At 64.8% G+C, this 22656-nt stretch carries 23 protein-coding genes, 1 tRNA gene and 1 pseudogene; 10 read left to right on the top strand and 15 right to left on the bottom strand.

Annotated features, from left to right (window positions below; all coding sequences use genetic code 11):
- Positions 1 to 41: 41 nt before the first annotated feature.
- Positions 42 to 115, top strand: a tRNA-Pro gene (locus LH407_RS09945).
- A 21-nt stretch (positions 116 to 136) separates the two neighbouring features.
- Here the strand turns inward: LH407_RS09945 and LH407_RS09940 are convergent.
- The 3 genes from LH407_RS09940 to LH407_RS09930 are packed head-to-tail and all read right to left on the bottom strand — an operon-like array spanning position 137 to position 3285.
- Entirely contained in the window at positions 137 to 790 is a 654-nt protein-coding gene (locus LH407_RS09940) for a 50S ribosomal protein L11 methyltransferase (protein WP_322134149.1), read from the bottom strand.
- A gap of 30 nt (positions 791 to 820) precedes the next feature.
- Complete coding sequence (locus tag LH407_RS09935; RefSeq protein WP_322134150.1) at positions 821 to 2512, bottom strand: hypothetical protein; 1692 nt, start codon at positions 2510 to 2512, stop codon at positions 821 to 823.
- The gene (locus tag LH407_RS09930; protein ID WP_322134151.1) at positions 2497 to 3285 is read right to left on the bottom strand and encodes an ABC transporter ATP-binding protein; all 789 of its coding nucleotides are present in this window, start codon (positions 3283 to 3285) and stop codon (positions 2497 to 2499) included. The genes LH407_RS09935 and LH407_RS09930 overlap by 16 nt, the downstream gene beginning before the upstream one ends.
- 123 nt (positions 3286 to 3408) lie before the next feature.
- On the opposite strand from LH407_RS09930, the gene LH407_RS09925 reads away from it, so the two are divergent.
- The 3 genes from LH407_RS09925 (at position 3409) to LH407_RS09915 (ending at position 6146) form a co-directional block, all read left to right on the top strand.
- On the top strand, positions 3409 to 4638 hold the full coding sequence (locus tag LH407_RS09925) for a sensor histidine kinase (RefSeq protein WP_322134152.1): 1230 nt from the start codon (positions 3409 to 3411) through the stop codon (positions 4636 to 4638).
- Positions 4635 to 5273 (top strand): response regulator, encoded by a 639-nt coding sequence (locus tag LH407_RS09920; protein ID WP_322134153.1) that lies wholly within the window; start codon positions 4635 to 4637, stop codon positions 5271 to 5273. The genes LH407_RS09925 and LH407_RS09920 overlap by 4 nt, the downstream gene beginning before the upstream one ends.
- 90 nt (positions 5274 to 5363) lie before the next feature.
- Entirely contained in the window at positions 5364 to 6146 is a 783-nt protein-coding gene (locus LH407_RS09915; protein ID WP_322134154.1) for an SDR family oxidoreductase, read from the top strand.
- Positions 6147 to 6155: 9 nt separating this feature from the next.
- Here LH407_RS09915 and LH407_RS09910 read toward each other — a convergent pair whose 3' ends face one another.
- The 6 genes from LH407_RS09910 to LH407_RS09885 form a co-directional block, all read right to left on the bottom strand.
- Positions 6156 to 6803 carry a thymidine kinase gene (locus LH407_RS09910; protein ID WP_322134155.1) on the bottom strand — a complete coding sequence of 216 codons (648 nt, stop codon included), beginning with the start codon at positions 6801 to 6803 and terminating at the stop codon, positions 6156 to 6158.
- A complete protein-coding gene (locus tag LH407_RS09905; RefSeq protein WP_322134156.1) occupies positions 6800 to 7447 on the bottom strand; it encodes a response regulator in 648 nt (215 codons plus the stop codon). Before LH407_RS09905 ends, LH407_RS09910 begins: the two co-directional genes overlap by 4 nt.
- A gap of 124 nt (positions 7448 to 7571) precedes the next feature.
- The gene (locus LH407_RS09900; protein ID WP_322134157.1) at positions 7572 to 9047 is read right to left on the bottom strand and encodes a malate:quinone oxidoreductase; all 1476 of its coding nucleotides are present in this window, start codon (positions 9045 to 9047) and stop codon (positions 7572 to 7574) included.
- A gap of 48 nt (positions 9048 to 9095) precedes the next feature.
- The gene (locus tag LH407_RS09895) at positions 9096 to 10556 is read right to left on the bottom strand and encodes an HNH endonuclease signature motif containing protein (RefSeq protein WP_322134158.1); all 1461 of its coding nucleotides are present in this window, start codon (positions 10554 to 10556) and stop codon (positions 9096 to 9098) included.
- Between the two features lie 572 nt (positions 10557 to 11128).
- The gene (locus tag LH407_RS09890) at positions 11129 to 11788 is read right to left on the bottom strand and encodes an SGNH/GDSL hydrolase family protein (protein ID WP_322134159.1); all 660 of its coding nucleotides are present in this window, start codon (positions 11786 to 11788) and stop codon (positions 11129 to 11131) included.
- Positions 11789 to 11936: 148 nt separating this feature from the next.
- A complete protein-coding gene (locus LH407_RS09885; RefSeq protein ID WP_322134160.1) occupies positions 11937 to 12599 on the bottom strand; it encodes an SGNH/GDSL hydrolase family protein in 663 nt (220 codons plus the stop codon).
- A 249-nt stretch (positions 12600 to 12848) separates the two neighbouring features.
- Here LH407_RS09885 and LH407_RS09880 point away from each other — a divergent pair, with 249 nt between their 5' ends.
- Complete coding sequence (locus LH407_RS09880) at positions 12849 to 13379, top strand: YdcF family protein (RefSeq protein ID WP_322134161.1); 531 nt, start codon at positions 12849 to 12851, stop codon at positions 13377 to 13379.
- A gap of 1 nt (position 13380) precedes the next feature.
- Here LH407_RS09880 and LH407_RS09875 read toward each other — a convergent pair whose 3' ends face one another.
- The 6 genes and pseudogenes from LH407_RS09875 to LH407_RS09850 all read right to left on the bottom strand — a co-directional run.
- Positions 13381 to 14310: a hypothetical protein gene (locus LH407_RS09875; RefSeq protein WP_322134162.1), complete on the bottom strand. Its 930-nt coding sequence runs from the start codon at positions 14308 to 14310 to the stop codon at positions 13381 to 13383.
- Between the two features lie 58 nt (positions 14311 to 14368).
- Entirely contained in the window at positions 14369 to 14656 is a 288-nt protein-coding gene (locus LH407_RS09870; RefSeq protein ID WP_322134163.1) for a Dabb family protein, read from the bottom strand.
- Entirely contained in the window at positions 14656 to 15609 is a 954-nt protein-coding gene (locus tag LH407_RS09865) for a GDP-L-fucose synthase family protein (RefSeq protein ID WP_322134164.1), read from the bottom strand. The genes LH407_RS09870 and LH407_RS09865 overlap by 1 nt, the downstream gene beginning before the upstream one ends.
- 144 nt (positions 15610 to 15753) lie before the next feature.
- A complete protein-coding gene (locus LH407_RS09860; protein WP_322134165.1) occupies positions 15754 to 16362 on the bottom strand; it encodes an arsenate reductase/protein-tyrosine-phosphatase family protein in 609 nt (202 codons plus the stop codon).
- 34 nt (positions 16363 to 16396) lie between these two features.
- Positions 16397 to 17419 carry a polysaccharide biosynthesis tyrosine autokinase gene (locus LH407_RS09855; RefSeq protein WP_322134944.1) on the bottom strand — a complete coding sequence of 341 codons (1023 nt, stop codon included), beginning with the start codon at positions 17417 to 17419 and terminating at the stop codon, positions 16397 to 16399.
- A 114-nt stretch (positions 17420 to 17533) separates the two neighbouring features.
- Positions 17534 to 17794: pseudogene (locus LH407_RS09850) on the bottom strand (YveK family protein); the annotation flags it as partial.
- A gap of 206 nt (positions 17795 to 18000) precedes the next feature.
- Between LH407_RS09850 and LH407_RS09845 the strand changes: the two are divergent.
- From LH407_RS09845 to LH407_RS09825, 5 genes are all read left to right on the top strand, one after another.
- Positions 18001 to 18507: a YdcF family protein gene (locus LH407_RS09845; protein WP_322134166.1), complete on the top strand. Its 507-nt coding sequence runs from the start codon at positions 18001 to 18003 to the stop codon at positions 18505 to 18507.
- 112 nt (positions 18508 to 18619) lie between these two features.
- Positions 18620 to 19819 carry a glycosyltransferase family 4 protein gene (locus tag LH407_RS09840; protein ID WP_322134167.1) on the top strand — a complete coding sequence of 400 codons (1200 nt, stop codon included), beginning with the start codon at positions 18620 to 18622 and terminating at the stop codon, positions 19817 to 19819.
- Positions 19816 to 20364 carry a WcaF family extracellular polysaccharide biosynthesis acetyltransferase gene (locus LH407_RS09835; RefSeq protein ID WP_322134168.1) on the top strand — a complete coding sequence of 183 codons (549 nt, stop codon included), beginning with the start codon at positions 19816 to 19818 and terminating at the stop codon, positions 20362 to 20364. Before LH407_RS09840 ends, LH407_RS09835 begins: the two co-directional genes overlap by 4 nt.
- 10 nt (positions 20365 to 20374) lie before the next feature.
- A complete protein-coding gene (locus LH407_RS09830) occupies positions 20375 to 21493 on the top strand; it encodes a glycosyltransferase (protein WP_322134169.1) in 1119 nt (372 codons plus the stop codon).
- Complete coding sequence (locus LH407_RS09825) at positions 21486 to 22625, top strand: glycosyltransferase (protein ID WP_322135015.1); 1140 nt, start codon at positions 21486 to 21488, stop codon at positions 22623 to 22625. The genes LH407_RS09830 and LH407_RS09825 overlap by 8 nt, the downstream gene beginning before the upstream one ends.
- The last annotated feature ends 31 nt before the right edge of the window (positions 22626 to 22656 follow it).

Raw genomic sequence — 22656 nt, 5'->3', positions numbered from 1 at the left:
CTATCCTGTTACAGGCCTGCGATCGATGATCGTTGGTTGATCGGGGTGTGGCGCAGCTTGGTAGCGCGCTTCGTTCGGGACGAAGAGGTCGTGGGTTCAAATCCCGCCACCCCGACAAAAATTGTGAATAACGCGCTCAGCGCGAGAAGCGCCAGATGGTGACGCGGTCGTCGTCGCCGAGCGTCTTCCACACCGGGTCCATGGGCACGTGGGCGCTCGTGATGAACTCGCGCGTCCAGTCGCCGAGGTCGAGCGAGTCGATATCGAGCAGGCCTGCCGCGGTGGTCCAGATCTCGGACACCCCGGAGTGGTCGAGCAGCAATTGGATGGCACCGAGACCGGTGGGCCCGGCGCCGCCGTGCAGCGCCCGCTCCCCCGGCGTGAGGCCCTCGAGGAGTGCGGTGGGGCGTTGGGGCGGGTTCGCGACGAGCACGTCCGCGTTGACGAGCCGCAGCATCCGGAAGTCCGTGCGCAGGAGCGAAACGCGGCGCTCCGCCTCCGGCCCGAGCACGTCGCCGACGTTGGCCCGTGTGGCCACGAGGGCATCGAGGTACAGGTCGAGCGCGATGACGTGCTCGGCCCCCGCGGCGAGCGCCGCGATGGTGATGAGTCCGGCGCCCGCTCCCCCATCGATCACGACCTTGCCGTCGAGCCGCGGGAGGGATGCGGCGAGCTCCGCCGAGAACGGCGACGGCCGGTGCACCCCATCCGGCACGGCGAGGGTGCCGCCGAAACGGTGCCACTCCTGCCAGGATGCACCGGCGACGGGAAGCTGGAGGGTGGAGCTCATGCTCCTATCCTCCCGCATCCCGAACTCGCGTTACGCCCGCGCGTTGGCCGTGCGCTTCTCACGCTCCTTGCGTTTGTACTCCGCCGCTTTCTCCTCGTCGGCGAGTGTGCGCGCCTCGAGGGCATCGAGCAGTCCAGAGCTTCTGTCGCGGAACACCCGCCCATAACGAATGCGCGAGAATACGTCCACAAATCTCGTGTCGAGGTAGCCGATCGCAATACGCCCGAAGAGCCACGCCGAGCCGAACCCGCTCGCGATGCCGATCGCCGCCGCCGCAATGGCGACCGCGATCGAGCCGGAAACGCCAGCCCACACGATCGCACCCGCCGCCGGCAGCACCCCGATCGTTGTCACGAGGAGGGCGATCCAGACCTGCAGCGACAGGTTGCCGTTGGCGTCGTTCGGCCCGACCCGGCGGCGCGGGTCGACACCCGGTGAGACGCCGATCGCCGAGGTGAGCACCGCCGCTCCGGATGCCGCACCCACGAGCGCGGGCAGGGCTGCGAGCACGAGGGGTATCGCCCACCACGCCTGTGCGATGACAACAAAGATCGCCGACACCACGAGGGCACGCGGCAGGAACACGAGGGCGAGAGCCCACTGGCGACCCCGAACGTCCGCACGCACCGACGACGGGGACTCTCCGACGACGTTCTGCCACACCGCGGTGCCGTCCTGGCCGTAGAGGTTGCAGGCCGCCAGCGCGAGCATGGCCGCGACGATCACACCCGCAAAGGCACCGACCGGTGCGGTGCCAGGCCCCAGGAGGGCGAAAACACCGATCGTGACACCCGTCCAGATAGCGGTGCTCGATTCGAGGGCGCGCCACGGGTCGCGGCGCCACTGACGCAGTTCCTTCATGATCACGGCACCCGTCGGGGTCGCCGGCAGGAGGCCACCACCGGCGACAAGAGCCACCGAGCGCGGGCGACCACGGCGTGGGCTCACGCGCTGGGAGCGGGGAACGAGAAGCGCGATGGTCGCGAGGATGCACAGCACATCGAGCGCGGCGAGCGCTGCCAGAAGGCCCACCGCGGTGCCCCAGTTTCCGGCCGCGGCCGACTCGACGGCAAGCACCGGCCAACTCGTGGGAAGGGCATCCAGCACCACGGTGACCGGCCCGTCGGGAAGGCCACGTTCGAGGAGTTGCGGGATGGACTGGAACGCGACAACAACCATCATCCAGCCGGCGAACATCGCGGCGAGCACAATGCCCCACTGCACACCCGCGATCTCGATGCCGAGTCGCGAGCGCATGGCGGCGCCGAGGAGTCCGTAGACGAGGCGCGAGAGGGTGATGACGAAGATCCAGGCGAGCACGGCACCCGGCACGGCGATGGCGAGCGTCGCGGGGTCGAGGATCACCGCGTGCCACGAGTTCGACAGCATCGCCAGCAGCAGGTAGCCGGAGGCAACCCCCACGAACACACTCACGAGGAGCCCGCGCCCGAGGGCCGACCGGCGGACGGGCAGGAGCGCGAAGTAGTCGGGGCGCAGGATGCCGGCACCGCTCATGAGCACTGGCCCGAGCATCCCGCCGATGAGCCAGCTGGCGAAGAGCAGTGTGATGACGTCGTGACGCACGTCGTCGTTCACGGCGAGGGATGGCCCCCGCCACGTGGCGACGACAAGCGCTGCGCCGATGAACCAGCCGGCCAGACGAAGCCCGCGCGACGAATTTCGGAGCATCGCGAACTTGAGAGAGATCAGCCCCCGATCCATGCGAGCTCCTCCTCCCCCACCTCGGGTGCGCCGACCAGTTCGACAAACCGGTCGTCGAGCGATCTGCCGCCGCGCACCTCATCGAGCGTGCCCTGCGCGATGACCTTGCCGTCGGCGACGATCGCGACGTGGTCGCACAACTGCTCGACGAGGGCCATGACGTGGCTGGAGATGATGACCGAGCCGCCCGTCTCCGTGAAACGACGCAGGATGCGTGTGAGCACTCGGGCGCTCACGGGGTCGACGGCCTCGTACGGTTCGTCGAGCACGAGCACACGCGGCGAGTGCAACAGGGCCGTCGCGAGACCGATCTTTTTGCGCATGCCGGTGGAGTACTCACCAACGAGGGTTCCGAGGCTTTCGGCCTCCTCCAGCTCGAGGATGCGCAGCAGTTCCGCCGCACGGGCCGCGACCACATCGGCTGGCATCCCCCGGAAGCGACCCCAGTAGGTGAGCAGTTCCCCGCCCGTGAGACGCTCCGGTAGGGCGAGACCGTCCGGGAGCACACCCAACCTGCGCTTGGCCTCGACCGGGTCCGACCACACGTCGAGACCGAGCACAAATGCCGCGCCAGAACTCGGGCGCAAAAGGCCGACCGCCATCGAGAGCGCCGTCGTTTTACCCGCGCCGTTCGGCCCGACCACGCCGTAGAACGATCCCGTCGGCACCACGAGGTCGATATCGTCGACGGCGACCTTGTCGCCGAACTCCCGCCGCAGTGCGCGGAGTTCGAGGGCCGCCCCTCCACTCGGAATGCTGTTGTTCTCTGTCATGACTCCAGCACACAGGGCGCACGCCAGCGGCGGGAGTGCCGAACGGCCAGAAGCAACGGCCGATCGGCCAGAGAACCAGCGGAGGGGTGGGGCGCTCGGAGGGGCATCCGTATCATCGGAGGCATGACCGGCGGCGCTACTCCCACCGGCGGCGCTGGCCTGACCGGCGGCACCGCGCAGGTCGGCGTTCTGCGCCGATTCTCGCCCGCAGCCGGTCGTACCCGCGGCGAGTGGGCCTGGGACATCGCCATCGTGAGTGTGTCGCTGCTGGGAGTGCTGCTCGGATACCAGCCGGAGTTCTACCCCGCCATCCCGTCGTGGTGGTGGCCGATCGATGTGGCGCTCGGCCTTGTCGCCACCGCGCTCCTGTGGTGGTCGCGGCGGTTTCCCGTCGCGGTCGCCGTGCTCATGATCGTTCCCGGATCGCTCGCGATCAGCGCCGGCGTGCCCGCCGTTGTCGTTATTGCCAGGCTCGCTCTGCTCGCCCGCCCGCGGTGGTCGGTGCTCGTGACCGTCATCACGATCGCCTGCGCCCTGCCGTACCACGCACTGGCACCCGTGCCCGGCATGGACTGGCTCGCCTGGATCATCGTCATCCCGCTCCTGTACACACTCGCCCTGTGCATTGGCCTCCTGGGCCGCGCTCGACGCCAGGTGATCGTGGGGCTGCGGGAGGCGGCGGCCCGTGACCGGGAACGCTACGAGGAGCGTCTCAGCTCCACACGTCGAGACGAGCGGGAACGTATCGCCCGCGAGATGCACGATGTGCTCGCCCACCGGATGTCCCTGCTCTCCATGCACGCTGGCGCCCTGGAGTACCGGGCCACCGCCAACGGTGCGCTGGCACCCCATGAGCTCACCGAGGCTGCGGGAGTAATTCGCGAAAACGCGCGAGCCGCCGTCGAGGATCTGCGCGACCTGCTCGGGCTGCTCCGCAGCGACGACGAACTCGGAACGGGCGCGCCGCAGCCGACCCTCGACGACCTTCCGACTCTCGTCGCGGAGGCGGAATCCTCCGGCCAGTCGGTGCGTTTCACGAGTTCACTCGGACCCGATGTGCGCCCGGGCACACAGCGCACCGTGTACCGCATCGTGCAGGAAGCGCTCACCAACGCACGCAAGCACGCGCCCCACTCCCCTGTGACGGTGAGCGTCGACCGGCTGGGTGATCGGGTGGAGATCCGTGCGACCAACCCGCTGCCGCCCGGCATCACCCTCCACGAACTGCCGGAGCACGGCAACGGGCTCATCGGCATCGAGGAGCGGGTGCGCATTGACGGTGGAGAGTTTGAGGCGACCGTGCGCGGCGGGCGGTTCGAGCTGGTGGCGACGGTGCCGGTGGGTGCAGCATGATCCGAGTTCTGGTGGTCGACGACGACCCCCTGGTGCGAGCGGGCCTACGGCTGCTGCTGGGCGGCGAGAGCAGCGACGTGAGTGTTGTTGGCGAGGCATCCGACGGCGACGGCCTCGCCCTCGCGGTGACGGAGAGTCGCCCCGACGTTGTGCTGTTGGACGTGCGGATGCCGCGGGTCGACGGCATCACCGCGCTGCGGGCACTCCTGGCGCGGCCGGGGCCCCACCCGCGGGTGCTCATGCTCACGACGTTCGACACGGATGACGTTGTGCTCGACGCACTGCGTGCCGGGGCCGCGGGGTTCCTGCTCAAGCACACACCCCCGGAGCGCATTGTGGAGGCGATCCGGTCCGCGGCCCTCGGTGAGGCCGCCGTCTCCCCCGGCGTGCTGCGACAACTGATCGACAGGGCGACCGGAGGTGCGGCGCCGACGTCATCCCTCGACGAGCTCACCGAGCGCGAGAGGGAGGTAGCTCTCGCGGTCGCGGACGGCCTCTCCAACGGCGAGATCGCCGAACGGTTGTTCCTCTCCGTTGGCAGTGTGAAGGCCCACATCTCGAGTTCGCTCGGCAAGCTGGGCCTCGACAACCGTGTGCAACTCGCTATCGCTGCGCACGAGTCGCGACACCGCTAGAAGGACCTTCGGCCCTCGCTTTTGCGCGTCGAGCACGCGAGCATCGTGGTGGCGGATGCCCCCGCCGAACCACCACGAAAGGCTCACACCATGTCTCGTACCTATGTCGTCACCGGCGCCGCCAGCGGTATCGGTAAGGCCACATCCGAACTCCTCACGGAACGCGGTCACCGCGTGATCGGGGTCGACATCCACGACGCCGAGGTTGTCGTCGATCTGAGCACCGACGAGGGCCGGGCTGCACTCCTTGAGGGTGTCACTGCGGCCAGCGGCGGCACGATCGACGCGATCATCGCCAACGCGGGTCTCGCGACCTCGACCCCCACGACGGTGGCCGTCAACTTCTTCGGCGCCGTCTCGACGCTCGAGTTGCTCCGCCCGCTGCTCTCCGGCTCGGATGCCCCGCGAGCGGTCGCGACCGCCTCGATGGCGTCACTCTTCCCCGCCGACCAGGAGTTGCTCGACGCGCTCCTCGCCGGCGACGAACCCGCCGCTCTGCACCGTGCGGGAGAGCTTGTCGCGGCCGGCGAGCAGGCTGCCGGCCAGATCTACGGCACCACAAAGCAGGCGCTCGCCAAGTGGATCCGCCGCAACGCCCCCACCGCGGAGTGGGCTGGCGCGGGCATCCCGCTCAACGCGATCGCCCCCGGGGTCGTGGAGACACCGATGACGTCGGCCTTCACCGGCTCGACCGAGGCCCGCGAGGCGATCCTGCAGCAGGTGCCCATGCCGTTGAACGGTATCTTCGCGCCGCGTGATGTCGCCTACCTGTTGGCGTGGCTCACGAGCGAGGAGAACGCGCACCTGTGTGGTCAGGTGGTGTTCATCGATGGTGGGTCGGATGCCGTCATCCGCGGCGACAGCACGTGGTGAGCCGCGCGCTCAGCTGAAGTCCGCGTCCGGGCCGGTCGCGTAACTGAAGTCGGAGGCGAGGCGGCGGCCGTTGTTGAGCACGCCGTCGCTCTCCTCCAGGTAGCACGCACCGCACAGGGATTCGTAGGTGACATCCACACCGTCGATGGCCACCTGGTCGCCGTCGAAGATGAACCTGTCGCCGACCTTGCGCGCGTTGAAAACGGCTTTGCGTCCGCAACGGCAGATCGTTTTGAGCTCCTCGAGGGAGTGAGCGATCTCGAGAAGGCGGCGGCTACCGGGGAAGGCGATCGTCTGAAAGTCGGTACGGATGCCGTACGCAAGCACCGGGACTTTCTCGACGATCGCGATCCGCAGCAGGTCGTCGACCTGCGATTCGGTGAGAAACTGCGCCTCGTCGATGAGGAGGCACGCCACCGGCTCGGTGCCGCGGTTGCGCACGAACGCGTTTAGGAGGTCCTCGCCGGGGGCGACCGTGAAGTCGACGGGTCGGCGAACACCGAGGCGCGACACGATGTCGTTGTCACCCTTGGTGTCGATCATGGGTTTGGCCAGCAGCACCCGCTGGCCGCGCTCCTCGTAGTTGAAGGCCGCCTGGAGCAGTGCCGTGCTCTTGCCGCTGTTCATGGCGCCGTAGCGGAAGTAGAGCTTGCTCACTGCAGATAACCGTCCTCGGCCGCGCGGCGGATCAGTTCGGCTTTGCGGCTCGCGGGTCGGCCCGCGCGTGCGTATTTTTCTCTCACCCGTCGAAGATACGTCTTCACGGTCTCGTACTGCACCTCCATGCTGTCGGCGACCTCCTGGGTGCTGAGGCCTGTGACGTAGAGGGCCAGTGCACGGGCCTCCCCGACGCTCAGTCGCGGGCGTGACTGTGGCGCACCCGGGGCGGGGCGCCAGCGGCCCGCCTGCGGGCGAGGGCTCATACCCATGACCTTGCGGGCGATGTCCATCACTTCGCTCATGGGCGCGGTCTTGGACACAAATGCTGCGGCACCGGACTCGAGCGCGCGTTGCCGAGTCTCTGGCGCATCGAGGCTCGTGAGCACAATCACCTTGGCCCCCGCGGCGCGGCACGTGCGCACTCGCGCTTCGATGGAGACGGGCTCGCGCAGCTGGAAGTCGAGGATGACGAGTTCCGTGGGGAACTGCTCGCTGTGGACGAGCTCCAACCACGTGCTCGCGGTCAGCACAAGGTTGAAGTCGGGTGCGTTGGTACCGATCCACGACGCGAGGCTGTCGAGCAGCACCTCGTGGTCGTCGAGTATTGCCGTGCGGATGGGCTTCGCGGTTTTCTGTGGCATTGTTCCCCCCTCGGGGGCAGCCTTGCGGGTGGCCGTTCCCCGGAACGTGAAGACGAGTTCACGAAAGATTCTGTGAGGATTATTGCAGTTGGGGGACGAAATCTGTACCCCAAACGACCCCCCATTACGGGTTTATCTGAAGAGACTTCGCTGTTTTCTGTAGCGTCTGGGACGCCTTCTTGGGGTCATCCGACAGTGCCGAACCGTAGCTCGGGATCATTTTTGCGATCGCAGGGCGCCATGCGTCGAGTTTGTCGGGGAAACATTTCTCGAGCACGGTGAGCATGATGGGCACCGCGGTGGATGCTCCAGGGGATGCCCCGAGGAGACCTGCGATGCTGCCGTCGGCGCTCGCCACAACCTCGGTGCCGAACTGGAGTACACCGAGTTTCTTGGGGTCTTTTTTGATGACCTGCACACGCTGACCGGCGGTGATGCGGTACCAGTCTTTGGGGTCCGCGTCCGGATAGAACTGCTTCAGTTCGGCGAACTTCGTTTTTTCGCTCGCGGCGAGCTGACTGACGAGGTACCTCACGAGACCGAGATTGCTGAGGCCTGCGGCGATCATGGGGATGAGGTTGTGCCAACGGATGCTCGCGAACAGGTCGACAAGCGACCCGGTTTTCAGGAACCGGGGGCTGAATCCGGCGTACGGGCCGAACATGAGACTCTGCGAGCCGTCGACGACCCGCAGGTCGAGGTGTGGAACCGACATGGGCGGCGAGCCGACGGCGGCTTTGCCGTACACCTTGGCGGCATGTTTGGCGACGACTTCGGGGTTGTCGGTGCGGAGGAATTCGCCGCTGACGGGGAACCCGCCGTACCCGCGAATCTCTTTGATGCCCGACTTCTGGAGGAGACCCAGCGCGTACCCGCCGCCGCCGACGAAGACGAAACGTGCCGTGACGGGTTCCATGGGGGTGCCGCCGATGTCTTTGCGGAGGCTGAGGCGCCACAGGCCGTCACGCTGCTTTTTGATGCCGGTAACGAGGGTCTCGGTGGTGAGGGTTGCACCCTCGTCGACGAGGTTCTTGGTGAGGAGGTGCGTGAGGGCGCCGAAGTCGACGTCGGTTCCGGACGCGATGTGGGTCGCGGCGATCGGCTGGGATTTGAGGCGGCCCGGGATCATGAGGGGGGCCCAGGTGCGGATGGTGCGGGCATCCGTCGAGAACTCGAGCCCGGCGAAGAGCGGGTGGTCTTTGAGTGCTTCGTAGCGTTTGCGGAGGTAGGTGACGTTGTCCTCGCCCCACACGAAGCTCATGTGCGGGGTTGCGGCGATGAAGGCTTTCGGGTCGGGCAGTGCGCCCGTGTCGACGAGGTGGGCCCAGAACTGGCGGGACACCTGGAACTGTTCGTTGACTTTGACGGCGCTCGTGATGTCGATGCTGCCGTCGGCTTTCTGCGGCGTGTAGTTGAGCTCGCACAGGGCGGAGTGGCCGGTGCCGGCGTTGTTCCACGGGTTGGAGCTTTCGAGGGCGAGGTCGCCGAGGCGTTCGAAGATTTCGATCGTCCAGTCGGGCTGGAGCCTCTGAAGGAGGGAACCGAGGGTGGCACTCATGATTCCGCCGCCGATGAGGGCGACGTCGACGGTTCTACTCACCGGACTAGTTTACGCGCGTACGCGGGCGGGCGCGGGCGGGCGCGGGCGTCACGCGGCGACGGGGTGCGGGCGCAGGGGTGTACGGCGGGTCCACTGCGGGATGCCCGGCCCACGAACTTCGGGAACGCCGTCGACCATCCGGTACTGCCATGGACCTGTGTCGACTATTCGGTGATGCCAGTAGCAGAGAAGTATTCCGTCGTCGGTATGGGTTGGGCCACCGTCCCGGAAGGCGAGGACGTGGTGCGCTTGGAGCGCGTGCGGTGACGCCGTGCATCCGGGGGCGAAACAGCGGTAACCGTCGCGGGCTGCGATCGCGAGCCGTTGAGAGTGGGTGAAGCAGCGCTGCTGCGAGCTGATGTCGACGATGCGACCGTTCTTGAGGGTGACGACTCGGTAGCCCGCGGCGTCGATGAAGCGGAGCACCTCGGCACGCGAGACGGGCACATCGGAACCCGCCATCGTGCCAATGGGGTCGCCGTCGCGCGCCGCGCTGTCGGCATCGTCGGCGTCCGCGTCGAGTTCGAGATCGTCGGCGTTCACGGTGACGACGACGGTGACGGGGCTTCCGTTGAGCTTCGGGGTGCTGTCGAGGCCCACGAGGGTGGCGAGCAGGTCCGCGAAGGCGTCGTGCCGCCGCTGGTCTGGCGTGCGGTTGTCGGCTGACGCTGCACCGAAGAGGACGTCGGGTGCAAGGTCACCGGGCGACGAATCCGTTGCGTTGTCGGCGCTCAGCGCCTCATCATCCAGGGCCGACTCGTCGACGAATCTCGGGGAGCGACGGTGGGCCTCAAGGAGCCCTGTGAACAGTTCAGCGACATCACTGAGAAGAGAACCGTTGAGGGGAACACGCCCGTCGTCGGTGGGTTTGCCGAACCGGATCCCGCGGTTGCGCAGCGCCCGCTCTTCGCGCGGTCGAGCGCCGTCCGGGTCGATCACGAGTGCGATCTGGCGAAGCTCTGCCGCGATGTAGTCCGCAGACACCGGTGGGACGATGGCGCCTGTTACGGGGTCGAGACCGGAGCCGATCGTGACCATGAGTTGCTCGGCGGCATCCTGGGTGAACTTCTCGGCTCGCCGGTTTGTGGCGGCCAGTTCACGGACGATGAGGTCTGCCGTCTCCAACCCCAGCTCGCCCGCGTCGAGAGCTGCGGCGACGGCGGGACGCTCCGGTGCGAGCGGTTGCCCCGTGATCGAGCACGTGGTGTGAATCGCGTCGGCAAGCCTGATTCGCGTGCCCGCCGACCGGAGGGAGATCTGCGCGAGAGAGGCGACGGCATCCCGCTCGGACGTGAAGCCGAGCTGCTGTGCAAGCTCGGGGGTCTCCATCAGCGGGACCGCAGCGCGCACTCGAGCCGCATCCGCCAAGCGCCCAACCTTCTCGACCGCAGCAAGGGTCGCGGCGACGTCGGCCGGATTGCTCTGATGCACCAGATCGAGCAACTCCCCGAGCGCCGTAGAGGCGCGCTCAGCCGCCTCGGTGAGGCGCTCGGGGAGGGTGAATGACATGCCCCCATTCTATCGGAAATTAGAACGTATGTTCGAGTTATCCACAATGCTCGGAGGCGATTTCACCCCGACATTCACCCCGGGTGAGGGCCGTTCGCGGCGCGGGTTTCGAGACGCCGCCTGCGGCGGCTCCTCAACCAGCGGGGTAACGCACACTTGTTGGTTGAGGAGCGCTTCGCAGAAGCGCGTCTCGAAACCAACGCCACGCGCAACGCAGGTTTCGAGACGCCGCCTGCGGCGGCTCCTCAACCAGCGGGGTAACGCACACCTTGAGGCACCGCCTTCAGCGGGTAACGCACACTTGTTGGTTGAGGAGCGCTTCGCAGAAGCGCGTCTCGAAACCAACGCCACGCGCAACGCAGGTTTCGAGACGCCGCCTGCGGCGGCTCCTCAACCAGCGGGGTAACGCACACCTCGAGGCATCGCCTCCAGCGGGGTAACGAACACCTGTTGGTTGAGGAGCGCTTCGCAGAAGCGCGTCTCGAAACCAACGCCACGCGTAACGCGGGTTTCGAGACGCCGCCTGCGGCGGCTCCTCAACCAGCGGGGTAACTGCCGCCTTCGGCGGCTCCTCAACCAGCGGGTAGCCCCAGCGCGGCGAGCTCCTCGTTCATGCGGCGGGCGAGCTCCGCGTAGCCCTCGTCGTTGGGGTGGATGATGTCATCCGCCATCCACTCCGGATGCCCCTCCAGCCACCGCGAGGCCCCCTCGATGTACTCGAGCCCCAGATCGTCCGCGGTCTCCCGCACCCACCCGTTGATGATCTCCACCGACTCGGGGCGGGTGTCGGTGTACCAGAACGGTTCCACGACGATGATGCGGGCATCCGGAAGCTCCGTCGCAAACCGCGTCAGGTCATCGGTGATGGTCGAGCGGATGAGGTCGGCGGCGACCGCGAACGAGAAGTTGTCGTTGAGACCCATCGTGCTGATGACGATGTCGGGCTTGTCGTCGATGATGGTGGCCGGCAGGTCGCCCGGGCCGAACACACCCCTGTTGTTGACGAAGCCGAGGCCGTTGACGGAATAGTTCAGCTCCGTCCAGTCGCGCTGTTCGCTCACGATCGTCGACCAGCGCAACGACGGGTCGGATGCTCCGGCCCCATACGTGTACGAATCCCCGTAGAACGCCACCCGCATGCTGCCCTCCCGTTCCACCGTGTCGACGACCGCGGGTTGCGCGCAGCCGGCGAGCGCCAGCACCCCCAGAAGCGCGAACGCGAAACGTCTCATGCGGGGAAGGGTACCGGCGGCAGCTGGCCGTTTACCCGTTCGAGAGGAGTCACTTGTTGGTTGAGGAGCCGCCGCGGGCGGCGTCTCGAAACCAACGGCCCGAAGTACCTCGTGGGGTTGGTTTCGAGACGCTCGCTCCGCGAGCTCCTCAACCAACAGGTGGGGCCAGCGCCGCGAGCTCCTCGTTCATGCGGCGCGCCAGCTCCGCGTAGCCGGCGTCGTTGGGGTGCAGCACGTCGTCGGCCATCCACTCGGGGTGACCCTCCAGCCACCGGGACGCCCCCGCGATGTACTCGAAGCCGTGTTCCGCGGCTGAGTCGCGCACCCACGCCGCGATGACGTCTACCGAGTCGGGTCGCTGATCGCTGTACCAGAACGGTTCAACGACGATGATGCGGGCATCCGGTAATCCGTCGGCGAGGCGGTCGAAGTCGACGCCGATCTGCTCACGAATGCGGTCGGCCGCCCGGTCGTACACGAAGTTGTCGTTGAGGCCGAGCGCGACGATCACCATGTCGGGTTGCTCGGCGATGATGGCGCTCGGCACGTCATCGTCGGCGAAGCTGGCACGCTGCCGCACGAAGCCGAGGCCGTCGATGCCGTGGTTGAGCTCCGTCCACCCGTGCGCTGCGCTCACGATGGTGCTCCACCGCGCGGATTCGGCGGATGCCGCCTTGCCGCGGGTATAGGAGTCGCCGTAGAACGACACCCTCACCCCGTCGGAGCTCTCCGACCCCGCAGCCACCGCTGCACACCCGGCGAGGAGCAGGGCTGCCGCGAGCACCCCCGCTACCGCTCGCACCACTCGCATCCGGGAATCGTACCCGCGCGGCCGCCCCGCCCGCCCCGGTGCACGTGACCCTCCCCTCGCATTTGACTCTTCTCCGGAGCATCCGCCCCTTACCCCGCGGTTTCGGGTAACCAGTGTGGTTTGGGCCCGGATCCTCCGGAGAAGTGCGCGATAGGACGGGGCGGGCACCCCGCAGCCGCGCCCACCACTACCCTGGAAGCATCCACGGGCACGGTGCGGTGTCTTCCGACCGCCGCCGCTGGGGAACCGATGACTGTCAGAACGCTTCTCACCGCGTCCGTCGCTGTGATGGCGGCGTTTGTGGGGTGGGCAGTCGTGGGGTTGCCGCTGTTCGTGTTCCCGCAGGTGGATGAGCCGCGCGAGGCGGATGTGGTGTTCGTGTTGGGGCCGATCCGCGAGTCGAACCTCGCGAAGGCGGTGGAGCTCATGGATGAGGGTTTCAGCGGCACGCTCGTGCTCTCAACTCCCACTAACGAGGTTCCCGAGCTCTGTGCTGGCGCCCACGACTTCGAGGTGCTGTGCTTCGGCCCAGACCCGTCAACGACCCAGGGCGAAGCACAGGAGTTGGCGAGAATGGCGGCTGCGCGTGACTGGGATTCTGCGATGGTTGTTGCGATGACCCCGCACATCTCGCGGGCTCGTCTGCTCATCGAGCGGTGCTTCACCGGTGAGATGACGATGGTCTCGCACTGGCAACCGACGAACTTCGCGCTGTGGACGCAGCAGTACTTCTACCAAACCGGCGCCTACATCAAGGCGCTCGCCACCCCGGGCTGCTGACCTACCAGGACTCCCCGCCGTCGGGCGAGATGCCGAGCGACGTGCCCGCCCACACCCACAGCGCGTTGGGGGTGGATGAAATGGCCACAAGCCCCGGGGTTGCTGCGGCTTCGTAGCATCCGACCGCGATGCCGTCGCCGTTGCTCGCCTGCGGCGTGAGCGTGCGCAGTTCGACACCCGCACAGCGTGACTGGTTCAGGCCGCCGACAATGTAGCCGTCGGCAGTGGACGCGACAACGGATGCCCCCGCCACGGCAAACCCGTCATCCCACGTGACGCCGCCGTCGACGCTACGCACGATGCGCTCGTCGTTGCACAGCACTGCCAGCTCGCTCGCGCTGCGGGTGGCAACTCCCACCGGTTCACACGGCGTAGCAACGGATACTGCTCCGAGCCCGACCACTGGCCCGGCTCCCGGAACCACGTACCACAGTGCCTCGTTCGAGAGGTTCGACACGGGCGCCCACACCCCGTCGACGAGTGAGGTGAACTGCGGCGACCCGCACGTCTCGGCGTTGAAGGTGAGCATGCCGCTCACCTCGGCGGAGATCGCGCCGAGGGCGAGCACACCGCTGGCCCCGGTACCGGTGGTGGCGTCGGTGCGGGCCCAGCTGCCACCGCCGTTGGTGGTGAGTTCGGGCCAGGTCTGCGAGGAGGGGCACGCCCCGGCATCCACGCGCCATGCTGTGGTGCCGTCGATGGCGGCGAGGAAACGTTGCTGTGGCACCGCCGTGTTCACTTCGGCGCCCGCCGTCGGTGATGCCGTCGGCGTGGCGGCAGGTGGGGGCGTCCACGGGATTAGCTCGGACTCCGGGGGGTCGTGCGGCGCGATGGCCAGGGCGACGAGCACCCCGGTGCCGATGGCGACGAGCGCGATGATGGGGATGATCCACCAGCGGTTCTGGCCCGTGCGGGGGTTGAGCAGGCTCACGGCAGAGGTCCCCCAGGGTCAGTCAGACGGTTGCTCACAGTGTAGCGAGCGGGTGCGTCTACTCGAGGTAGTCGGCGACCAGCCAGTTGGACACCGCGGAGAGCGCCTTGCCTGCTTCGGCGTGACGCGGGTCGGCTCGGTACGCCTCGAAGGCTTCTTCGCTTTCGAAGAGCACGTTCTGCACGATCACCTGGCCCTTGCGCTCGTCCATGGACGCTTCGAGACGCCATTCGAGGATGCCCGGAATGTCACGCAGAGCCCGCAGAGCCTCAAGGGTGAGCCGCCGTGACTCGTCGTCGAGCACGGTGATGAACTGGAAGAGCACTATGTGCCGCAGTTTGGCCATTATTCGCGAAGTTCCCCACTGTGTTCGCGGTACCACTGAACGGTGGACCTGATTCCTTCTTCGAGCCCGATGGATGCGGTCCACCCGGCGTCAGCGAGCTTGGTCACGTCGAGTCGCTTCTGGTGCGTGCCATCCGGTTTGGACGTGTCCCACTGCGTTTCGCCTTCGAAGCCGACCACGTCGGCGATCACGTCGGCTACCTCTTTAATGGTGACGTCGCTGCCGGTGCCCACGTTGACCTGTGCCGGCCCGTCGTAGTTCTCGAGCAGGTGCAGGCACGCGGCCGCCATGTCGTCGACGTGCAGAAACTCGCGGCGCGGCGAGCCGGTGCCCCAGTTGGTCACGCTATCGGCACCGGAGCGGGCGGCTTCGTCGTAGCGGCGGATGAGCGCCGGCAACACGTGGGAGCCTTGGGGCGAGAAGTTGTCGCCCGGCCCGTAGAGGTTGGTGGGCATGGCCGAGATCCATGGAAGACCGTACTGGCGGCGCACCGCCTGGATCTGCAGGATGCCCGCAATCTTGGCGATCGCGTAGGCATCGTTGGTGGGCTCGAGGTACCCGGTCAGGAGGTATTCCTCTTTGATCGGCTGCTCGGCCTTACCCGGGTAGATGCAGGAGGAGCCGAGGAACAGCACACGCTCCACACCGGCTTCGAGCGCGGCATCCAGCACGTTCACCTGCACTTGCAGGTTTTCGGAGATGAAGTCGACCGGGTAGGTGTTGTTGGCCATGATGCCGCCGACCTTCGCCGCGGCGAGCACGAGATATTTCGGCTTTACCTCGTTCACGTAGTCGAACACGGCGGGCCGGTCGGTGAGGTCGAGCTCGGAGTGGGTTTTGCCGACGAGGTCGGTGAACCCTTCTTCTTCGAACTTGCGCCAAATGGCGCCCCCGACGAGCCCTCGATGCCCGGCGATGTACACCGTGGCATCACGATCAAGCGGTCCCGGCACGAAATCCGTGCTTTCCCCCGCGGCAGTTCCCAGATTTGCCGTAGCCACAAGCTCCCCAAATGCTTTGTGTGCGCAGTCGCAACGGCTGCGCACCGTTGGACTTTCACTCAGCATAGTGCCGCCGCGCGGCACCCGTTTGGGGGGTTAGATGATTGCTCGTTTCTGGAGCGCAAGCCGGATGACCCGCTCGACCTCCTCGAGCGCCGGTCCTAGCTGGCTTCCGGTCAGGGCGTACCGCTCGTCGTCTTGCTGGAACGGGTCGGCTACGTCGTCGTCGTCCGGCGCGGCTGCGGGTTCTACTTGCCCACGGCGGGAGGCGATGAGTTCGACAAGCGCCGTGAGACGTTCGGATGCGGCATCATCTGGCAACGCCGTGATGTCCACGAAGTCCCACTCCCCCAGGTCGGCGGAGAGCCGCGCGAACTCGCGCACGGTTACCGTGTAGCGACTGGCGCGGGGTACACGGGTGACGACTTCGCGGCGGTGTTCGCGCGACATGGCGAGCACGAGGTCTGCTTCGAGGATCTGCTCCTCGGTCAGCTGCCGCGACGTGTGCTTCTGGGGCGTGACGCCGAGAGTTTCGGCGAGCCGCTTGGCTTGCTCGGGCATGTCGTCGCCGACCAGCGCCATGAAGCCGGCGCTGCTCACGTCGATCGGTTTCACGTCGCTCAGTCGCTCGCGCAGCACGTTTTCTGCGATGGGTGAACGGCAGACGTTGCCGGTACAGACGGTGAGGATGCGGAACGGGGCCATGGGAGTCGGGTCTCTCCTTGGGTGTCGGGCAGCGTCAGGCCTTCAGCTGAGGCTTGGACGTGTCGACGTCCGAGTAGCCACCGTAGTAGTTTCCGTAGCCGTACGAGTCCGGCCCCTTGGTCGGCAGCATCGTGAGCACAACGCCAAGCACCTTGCTCTCGATGTGCTCGAAGGAGCGAAGCGCGGCGGCAAGCTCGGTGCGCTTGGTGCGGCCAGCCGCAACAATGACGATGGCGCCGGTCGTGAACTTGGAGAGCACCGCGGCATCCGTGACGGGCAGCAGTGGCGGCGCGTCAATCAGTACGAAGTTGAACGTCTTGCCGAGCTCTGCAATCACCTTGGCCATTCCCGCCGACCCGAGCAACTCACTCGGGTTCGGAGGAATGCGCCCCGCTGGCAACACGAACAGGTCGTTGCGGCCCCACTTCTGTAGAACGTCCTTGAGGTCGGCGCGCCCAATGAGCACGTCCGTGAGTCCGACCGCACCTTCGAGCCCCATGTAGTCGGCAAGCGCAGGACGACGAAGATCACCGTCGACGACCGCCACACGCGCGCCGGTCTCGGCGAGCGCGATAGCGAGGTTGGCTGTGGTCGTGGTCTTGCCTTCACCAGGAACGGACGATGTCACGACGAACACTCGCGGACCCGAGTCGAGCTGCACGAACTGGAGGTTGGTGCGCAGCGCACGGAAAGACTCCGCTCGAGAACTACGCGGATCCGCGTGCACAATGAGAGGTCGCTTCTTCGCCTCAGGATCAAACCCGATACCGCCGAGAACCGGTGCCTCGGTCACGACTTGCACCTCTTGTGGCCCATGAATTCGGGTGTCGAGGACGTGACGGAGAATTGCGGCACCCAAGCCCAGCGCGAGACCTACGAGGAAACCGAGCACGAGGTTGACGCGGGTATTGGGCAGATAGGGAACCTCAGGCACCATTGCCGGCTCGATCGGCTCGATTGTCACGAGGCTCGGCTGGCCCCCGGTGGGAGCTTCCAGCTGGTTGACCACGACGTTCGAGAAGCTTGCAGCGACGGCGTTGGAGATATTCGCTGCCATAACTGGATCGCCGTCACTAACTGTGATTTCCAGAACGGTGGTGTCAAGCGGAGAAGACGTCGACACTTGCGCCGCAAGCGCCTTGGCGGATACGTCCAAGTTCAGATCTTCAATTACGGGCTCAAGGACTCTCGGGCTCTGGGCTACGACGGCGTAGGACTTGACCTTTCCCTGAGCGAACGTATTTCCCTGGACCAGCTCTCCCGTGGTCGAGTCGCCCGAAGTGCGGACCGAGATAAACAAGGCGGTGGTCGCCTGGTACTTAGGAGTTGTAAGGATTGAGTAGACAGCCCCCCCCGATGCACCCAGGAGGGTCAAGAGCACAATGAGCACCCACCCCTTGCGAATTATCCGGATGTAATCCCGAAGTTCCAACGACTCACCTTCCGGTTCCGTCCGACTCGGATTTCATAATCCGAAGCGCCCCAATGCTCACAACAATAGGCTGCTGATGAAGATATGCGGAACGAAGCCAGCGAGGCGCGCCCAGAACGCGGACTACTACTCGCTGACGCGGACCGCCGCTGACTCGCAGGGCGGCTTTGATGTATCGGGGATGGTCAATGAGGCTTGTAGGACGCGTGGGGATAGCGCTCGCCTGGGTCGGCGCTTCGTTTGCCGTCGTTGTATTTGCCGGACTTCCTGTCTACGTCTTCCCCAAAACCGATAAACCGCGAACTGTCGATGCGGTGTTCCTGCTCGGGCCGATTAATACCTGGAACCTCCGCCTGGGGGAACGATACGTCGAAGCCGGCCTTGCAAGCACTCTCGTTCTTTCGACGCCGACAGAAACCGGTCGCGGCGCCTGCACCCGGACATATGTGATCTGTTTTCGTCCAGACCCCTCGACCACGCAAGGCGAAGCGCAAGAATTCGCTCGATTAGCCGAGATCCATAGCTGGGACAGTGCACTCGTTGTCACCACTACTGCACACATAACTCGCGCTCGCATGCTCATGTCTCGCTGCTTTAGCGGGGAGCTCCTGATGGTCTCCTATTGGTCGCAATATGACATCAGTGAGTGGATCCATCAGTACCTCTATCAAACAGGAGCCTTCTTCAAAGCCTGGCTTCATCCTGATTGCTAGCAAGCCACGGCTTGAATCACCGTTCACGAGCCGGAAACTTTTTTGCGCCAGAATGAATCGCATGGGGACTCATGGGGGGACCTCTCTGCTTTCTGGGCTGAGAGTTTGTTTGGTGGGCATTAATTACGCGCCGGACTCGACGGGAATCGCGCCTTACAACACCGCTTTGGCGGAATCAATTCGCGACGCTGGAGCTGAAGTGCACGTCATCACGGGACTTCCGCATTATCCGGAGTGGAAACTAAAAGATCCTCAGTACCGGAAGGGTTCGCGGTGGGCCGAGGTGAACTCAGGCGTCAAGGTCACGCGCCTAAGGCATCACATACCTTCGCGCACGAATCTGATCGAGCGCGGTCGCATGGAAGCGAGTTTTCTTGCGCGTGCCGCTTCGACCGTCAGAGGCGACAATTCCGACGTGATAATTGCCGTTACACCGTCGCTATCCGGGCTCGCGGCGGGCGTATATGGGAAAAAGAGGCGACCACTAGGCGTCGTCGTGCAAGATCTCACAGGCAATGCTGCCGTGGAATCGGGAACCACTGGAGGCTCGGCTTCCAGAGCTATCGCTAACTACGAGTACTCGCTGCTGCGCAAAGCTGACACGGTCGGAGTTATTACTCCCCAATTCGGACGGGTTCTGACAGCCCGCGGCGTGGCCGCTCACCGAATCGCAGATGTTCCCAACTTCACGCACATCACCCCCACAGATGCAACGAAAGACACCGCGCGGCGAAGGCTCGGATGGCCCTCCGAAGACTATTTAGTGGTGCACACCGGCAACATGGGGATGAAACAGGGCCTTGAGACAGTCGTGGATGCGGCTCGCCTCTCATTCGCGCAGGGTTCACCAGTAACTTTCGTCCTCGTCGGAGATGGAAATCAACGTTCCGCGCTCAAGGAGCTGGCTGGAGACCTCCCAACGCTCCGATTTGTCGACCCTTTGAACGCCGAGGATTATCCGTTTGCGCTCGCTGCGGCCGATGCTCTGTTGTTGAATGAACGACCTGGTGTTCTCGAAATGTCCTTGCCAAGCAAGCTCACCTCTTACTCCAGCGCAAATCGAGCGATCATTGCAGCAGTTGAGCCGAGCGGGATCACTCACGCAGTGCTCAGCGCGGACTCCGCGGCGTTGATGACCCGCCCGGGTTCAGCGGTGGAGTTGTTGAACGCCGCCACATTGTTGGCCGACGATATCGATTTCGCAGTCGAACTGGGCAAGAGATCTGTAGCTATGCACAAGACTCGCTACTCCGCGGCCGGGGCTAGGTCGCGCTACGTCTCATTCGCACAACGCCTAGGGGACATGACGTGAGTTTCAGACTCGCTGGCTTTTCGGGTTCCGGATACGACAAGGGGCGTGGGGTCCTGTGGCAGGCCGCGTGGGTAGTGACTTCCTCCCTGATCGTGCGCCGAACATGGTGCCCTTCCGTGCTGCGCGTCTCGCTACTCCGCCTCTTCGGCGCGCGGATTGGGAGGGGCGTTCTAATCCGTGAACACGTGCGAATCCACTGGCCTTGGAAGCTGCGGATCGGCGACGATGTCTGGATTGGTGTGGATGCGTGGCTGTTGAACCTCGAGCCAATTTCGATCGGATCGAACGTTTGCATTTCGCAAAGCGCCTTCCTGTGCACTGGCAGTCATGACTACCGGTCGCCGACTTTCGAATTCGACAACCAACCAATCAGCGTTGAGGATGGCGTTTGGATTGCTACACGGGCCACCGTGCTACGTGGAGTCAAAATCGGCGCGGACTCAATCATCGGAGCGACAGCTGTCGTTCGCAAGGATGTCGCGCCGAATTCGATCGTCCTCGCCCCGAGTTCGACCGTTGTCCCGCGCGAGAGACGTGAATCGTGAGGGCAAGACGATGAAGATTGCGCACGTCGTGACTTACATTTCCAGCGACGGAGCATTCGGAGGGCCCGTCACGGTGGCGCGAGCACATTGTGCCGCACTCGCCGAGTTAGGTCATGAAGTCTCGCTGCTAGCTGCCTCCGACATTGACCGCCCGAAACGCCTTGTCGTCGACGGCTACGAGGAAGTGCTTTTTCCAGCCAGAAGATTCTCGTCAAAGCTAGGTTTTGCCGGAATGCACTCGCCTGAACTTCGCAGCCACCTGAAGGATCGCGCCCGGCACTTTGACGTTGCTCATATCCACCTCGCTCGCGATATGGTGACGCTGCCAGCCGCGCATCAGTTCCAACGGGACCGTGTTCCGTACTTTGCGCAACCACACGGCATGATCGATGGTTCGAAACACCCGCTCGCCCCCATAGTCGACTCGTTGATGACAAAGCGCCTACTGGAGGGGGCTCAAAATGTGTTCTGCCTGACTCGCAACGAAGAGGCTGAGATCAGGGCACTTTGCGAGTCCGCTTCGATAGCAAGAATCGCCAATGGAGTCCAGATCGCACCTCTTCCAAGTTACGGTGATCGCGAGCAGGAGGTTTTGTTCCTCGCCCGGTTACATCCGAGAAAGCGCGCGCAGGCGTTCGTCCACATGGCCGAGCTTCTCGCTCCCGATTACCCGAGCCTTCAGTTCTCGGTCGTTGGACCGGACGAGGGCGATGGCTCAGCTGTTCGAATGCTCATTGACCGCATCGGAAGTCCAGCGATTCAAATCGAGGACGGCTTGCGGCCAGAAGATGCGAGGTCTCGACTCCACGCCGCTCGCGTCTACGTCTTGCCCTCGGTGGGCGAGATATTTCCCATGACGATGTTGGAGGCCTTCGCCGCAGGCACTCCGACGGTGTGCACTGACTCGTTGGGGATCGCGGAAGCCGCCCGAAACTACGGTGCGGCGCTAGTTACGGACGGCAGCCCCGAGCAGTTGGCGGAGGCAGTTCGATCTGTGCTCGATAGCGATCAGGTGGCGGAACAGCTTCGTCAGGGGGCTCACGACTACCTACTAAGCGAACTGGACATCAAGGATGTCGCGCTTGGACTCGAAAGGCTTTATCAAGATGCAAGGCAAAGCAATGGCTGAGCGCAACCGAATGGGTTCTAACGTTATCGGCATCGTCCAGCCCTTTGTGCCCAACTACCGCGTAGGACTCTTCGACGCAATCGACGAGCAACTTGCCGAACACGGTTACAAACTCGAGGTCTGGCATGCGTCTCCACGGGGTCGCGTCGCCGCTCGAGGAAACTCTGCTGAGGGTCGCTGGTCCGTGCCGGTCGCGCAACACCGGGCGAGTTTCGGACGACGAAACGTGACATTCCGAAACATCATGGGGCGGGCGCGGCGTTCAGCTGCGGTCGTCGCCGGTCTGGCGAGCACTAATCTCGAAACTTATCTGCTGGCGCTCGATCCGCAAGTTCGTCTCATGTTGTGGGGGCATGGAAAGAACTACACGGCGGGAAACAATGCGATTGACGGCTCGATCGAAGCGTGGTTGTGCAAGCGTTCCCACCATCTTTTTTCGTACACCGAGAGTGGGAAAGAACATCTGGTTCTCCGCGGCAACGATCCCGAAAAAGTCACAGTTGTCGTGAACACTACAGACACGACGAGACTTGTCGCTGCCAAGGCGCTCGTTTCTACCACAGAGTCCAAGTCGATTCGCGAGCGTTTTGGGCTCGGAGGGCGCTTCGTCGGTTTGTTCGTTGGGGCGTTTGATGGCCCGAAAGAACTCCCCTTCCTGTTTGAAGCCGCCGACAAGGTGTTCTCGGAAAATCGAGACTTCGTGCTCTTGCTAGCTGGAGCAGGCCCCGACAGTGATTTAGTCGAAAAAATGGCTTCAGCACGCCCATATGTCAGGTTGGTCGGCAGACTGGATACGGAGGACCTCGCGCGCATTTCAACAGTTGTAGATGCGGTACTCATGCCTGGACGAATAGGCCTTGTCGCGGTCGATGCTCTCGCTTTAGGCATCCCCGTCATCACCACTAATTACCCTTACCACGCTCCGGAGGCGGATTACTTATCCGCCGGAGAGGATTCGCTGTGGACCTCATTCTCGGTTGATTCTTATGCCGCGGGGATCGACTCGCTCGTCAAGGACCGAGCCAGACTGGCAGCGCTAGCGGCTGGCGCACTAGATCGAGGTCGAGAATTTTCGGCGGAAGCGAGTGCTGGGCGTTTCGTGAACGGCGTGCTGTCGGGTCTAACCCAATGAGACGACACGTCCCGTCCCATCGAGTGACTGG

The organism is Antiquaquibacter oligotrophicus, from assembly GCF_020535405.1.
Lineage (GTDB): Bacteria > Actinomycetota > Actinomycetes > Actinomycetales > Microbacteriaceae > Rhodoglobus > Rhodoglobus oligotrophicus.
This window is presented reverse-complemented; position numbering and strand designations above follow the sequence as displayed.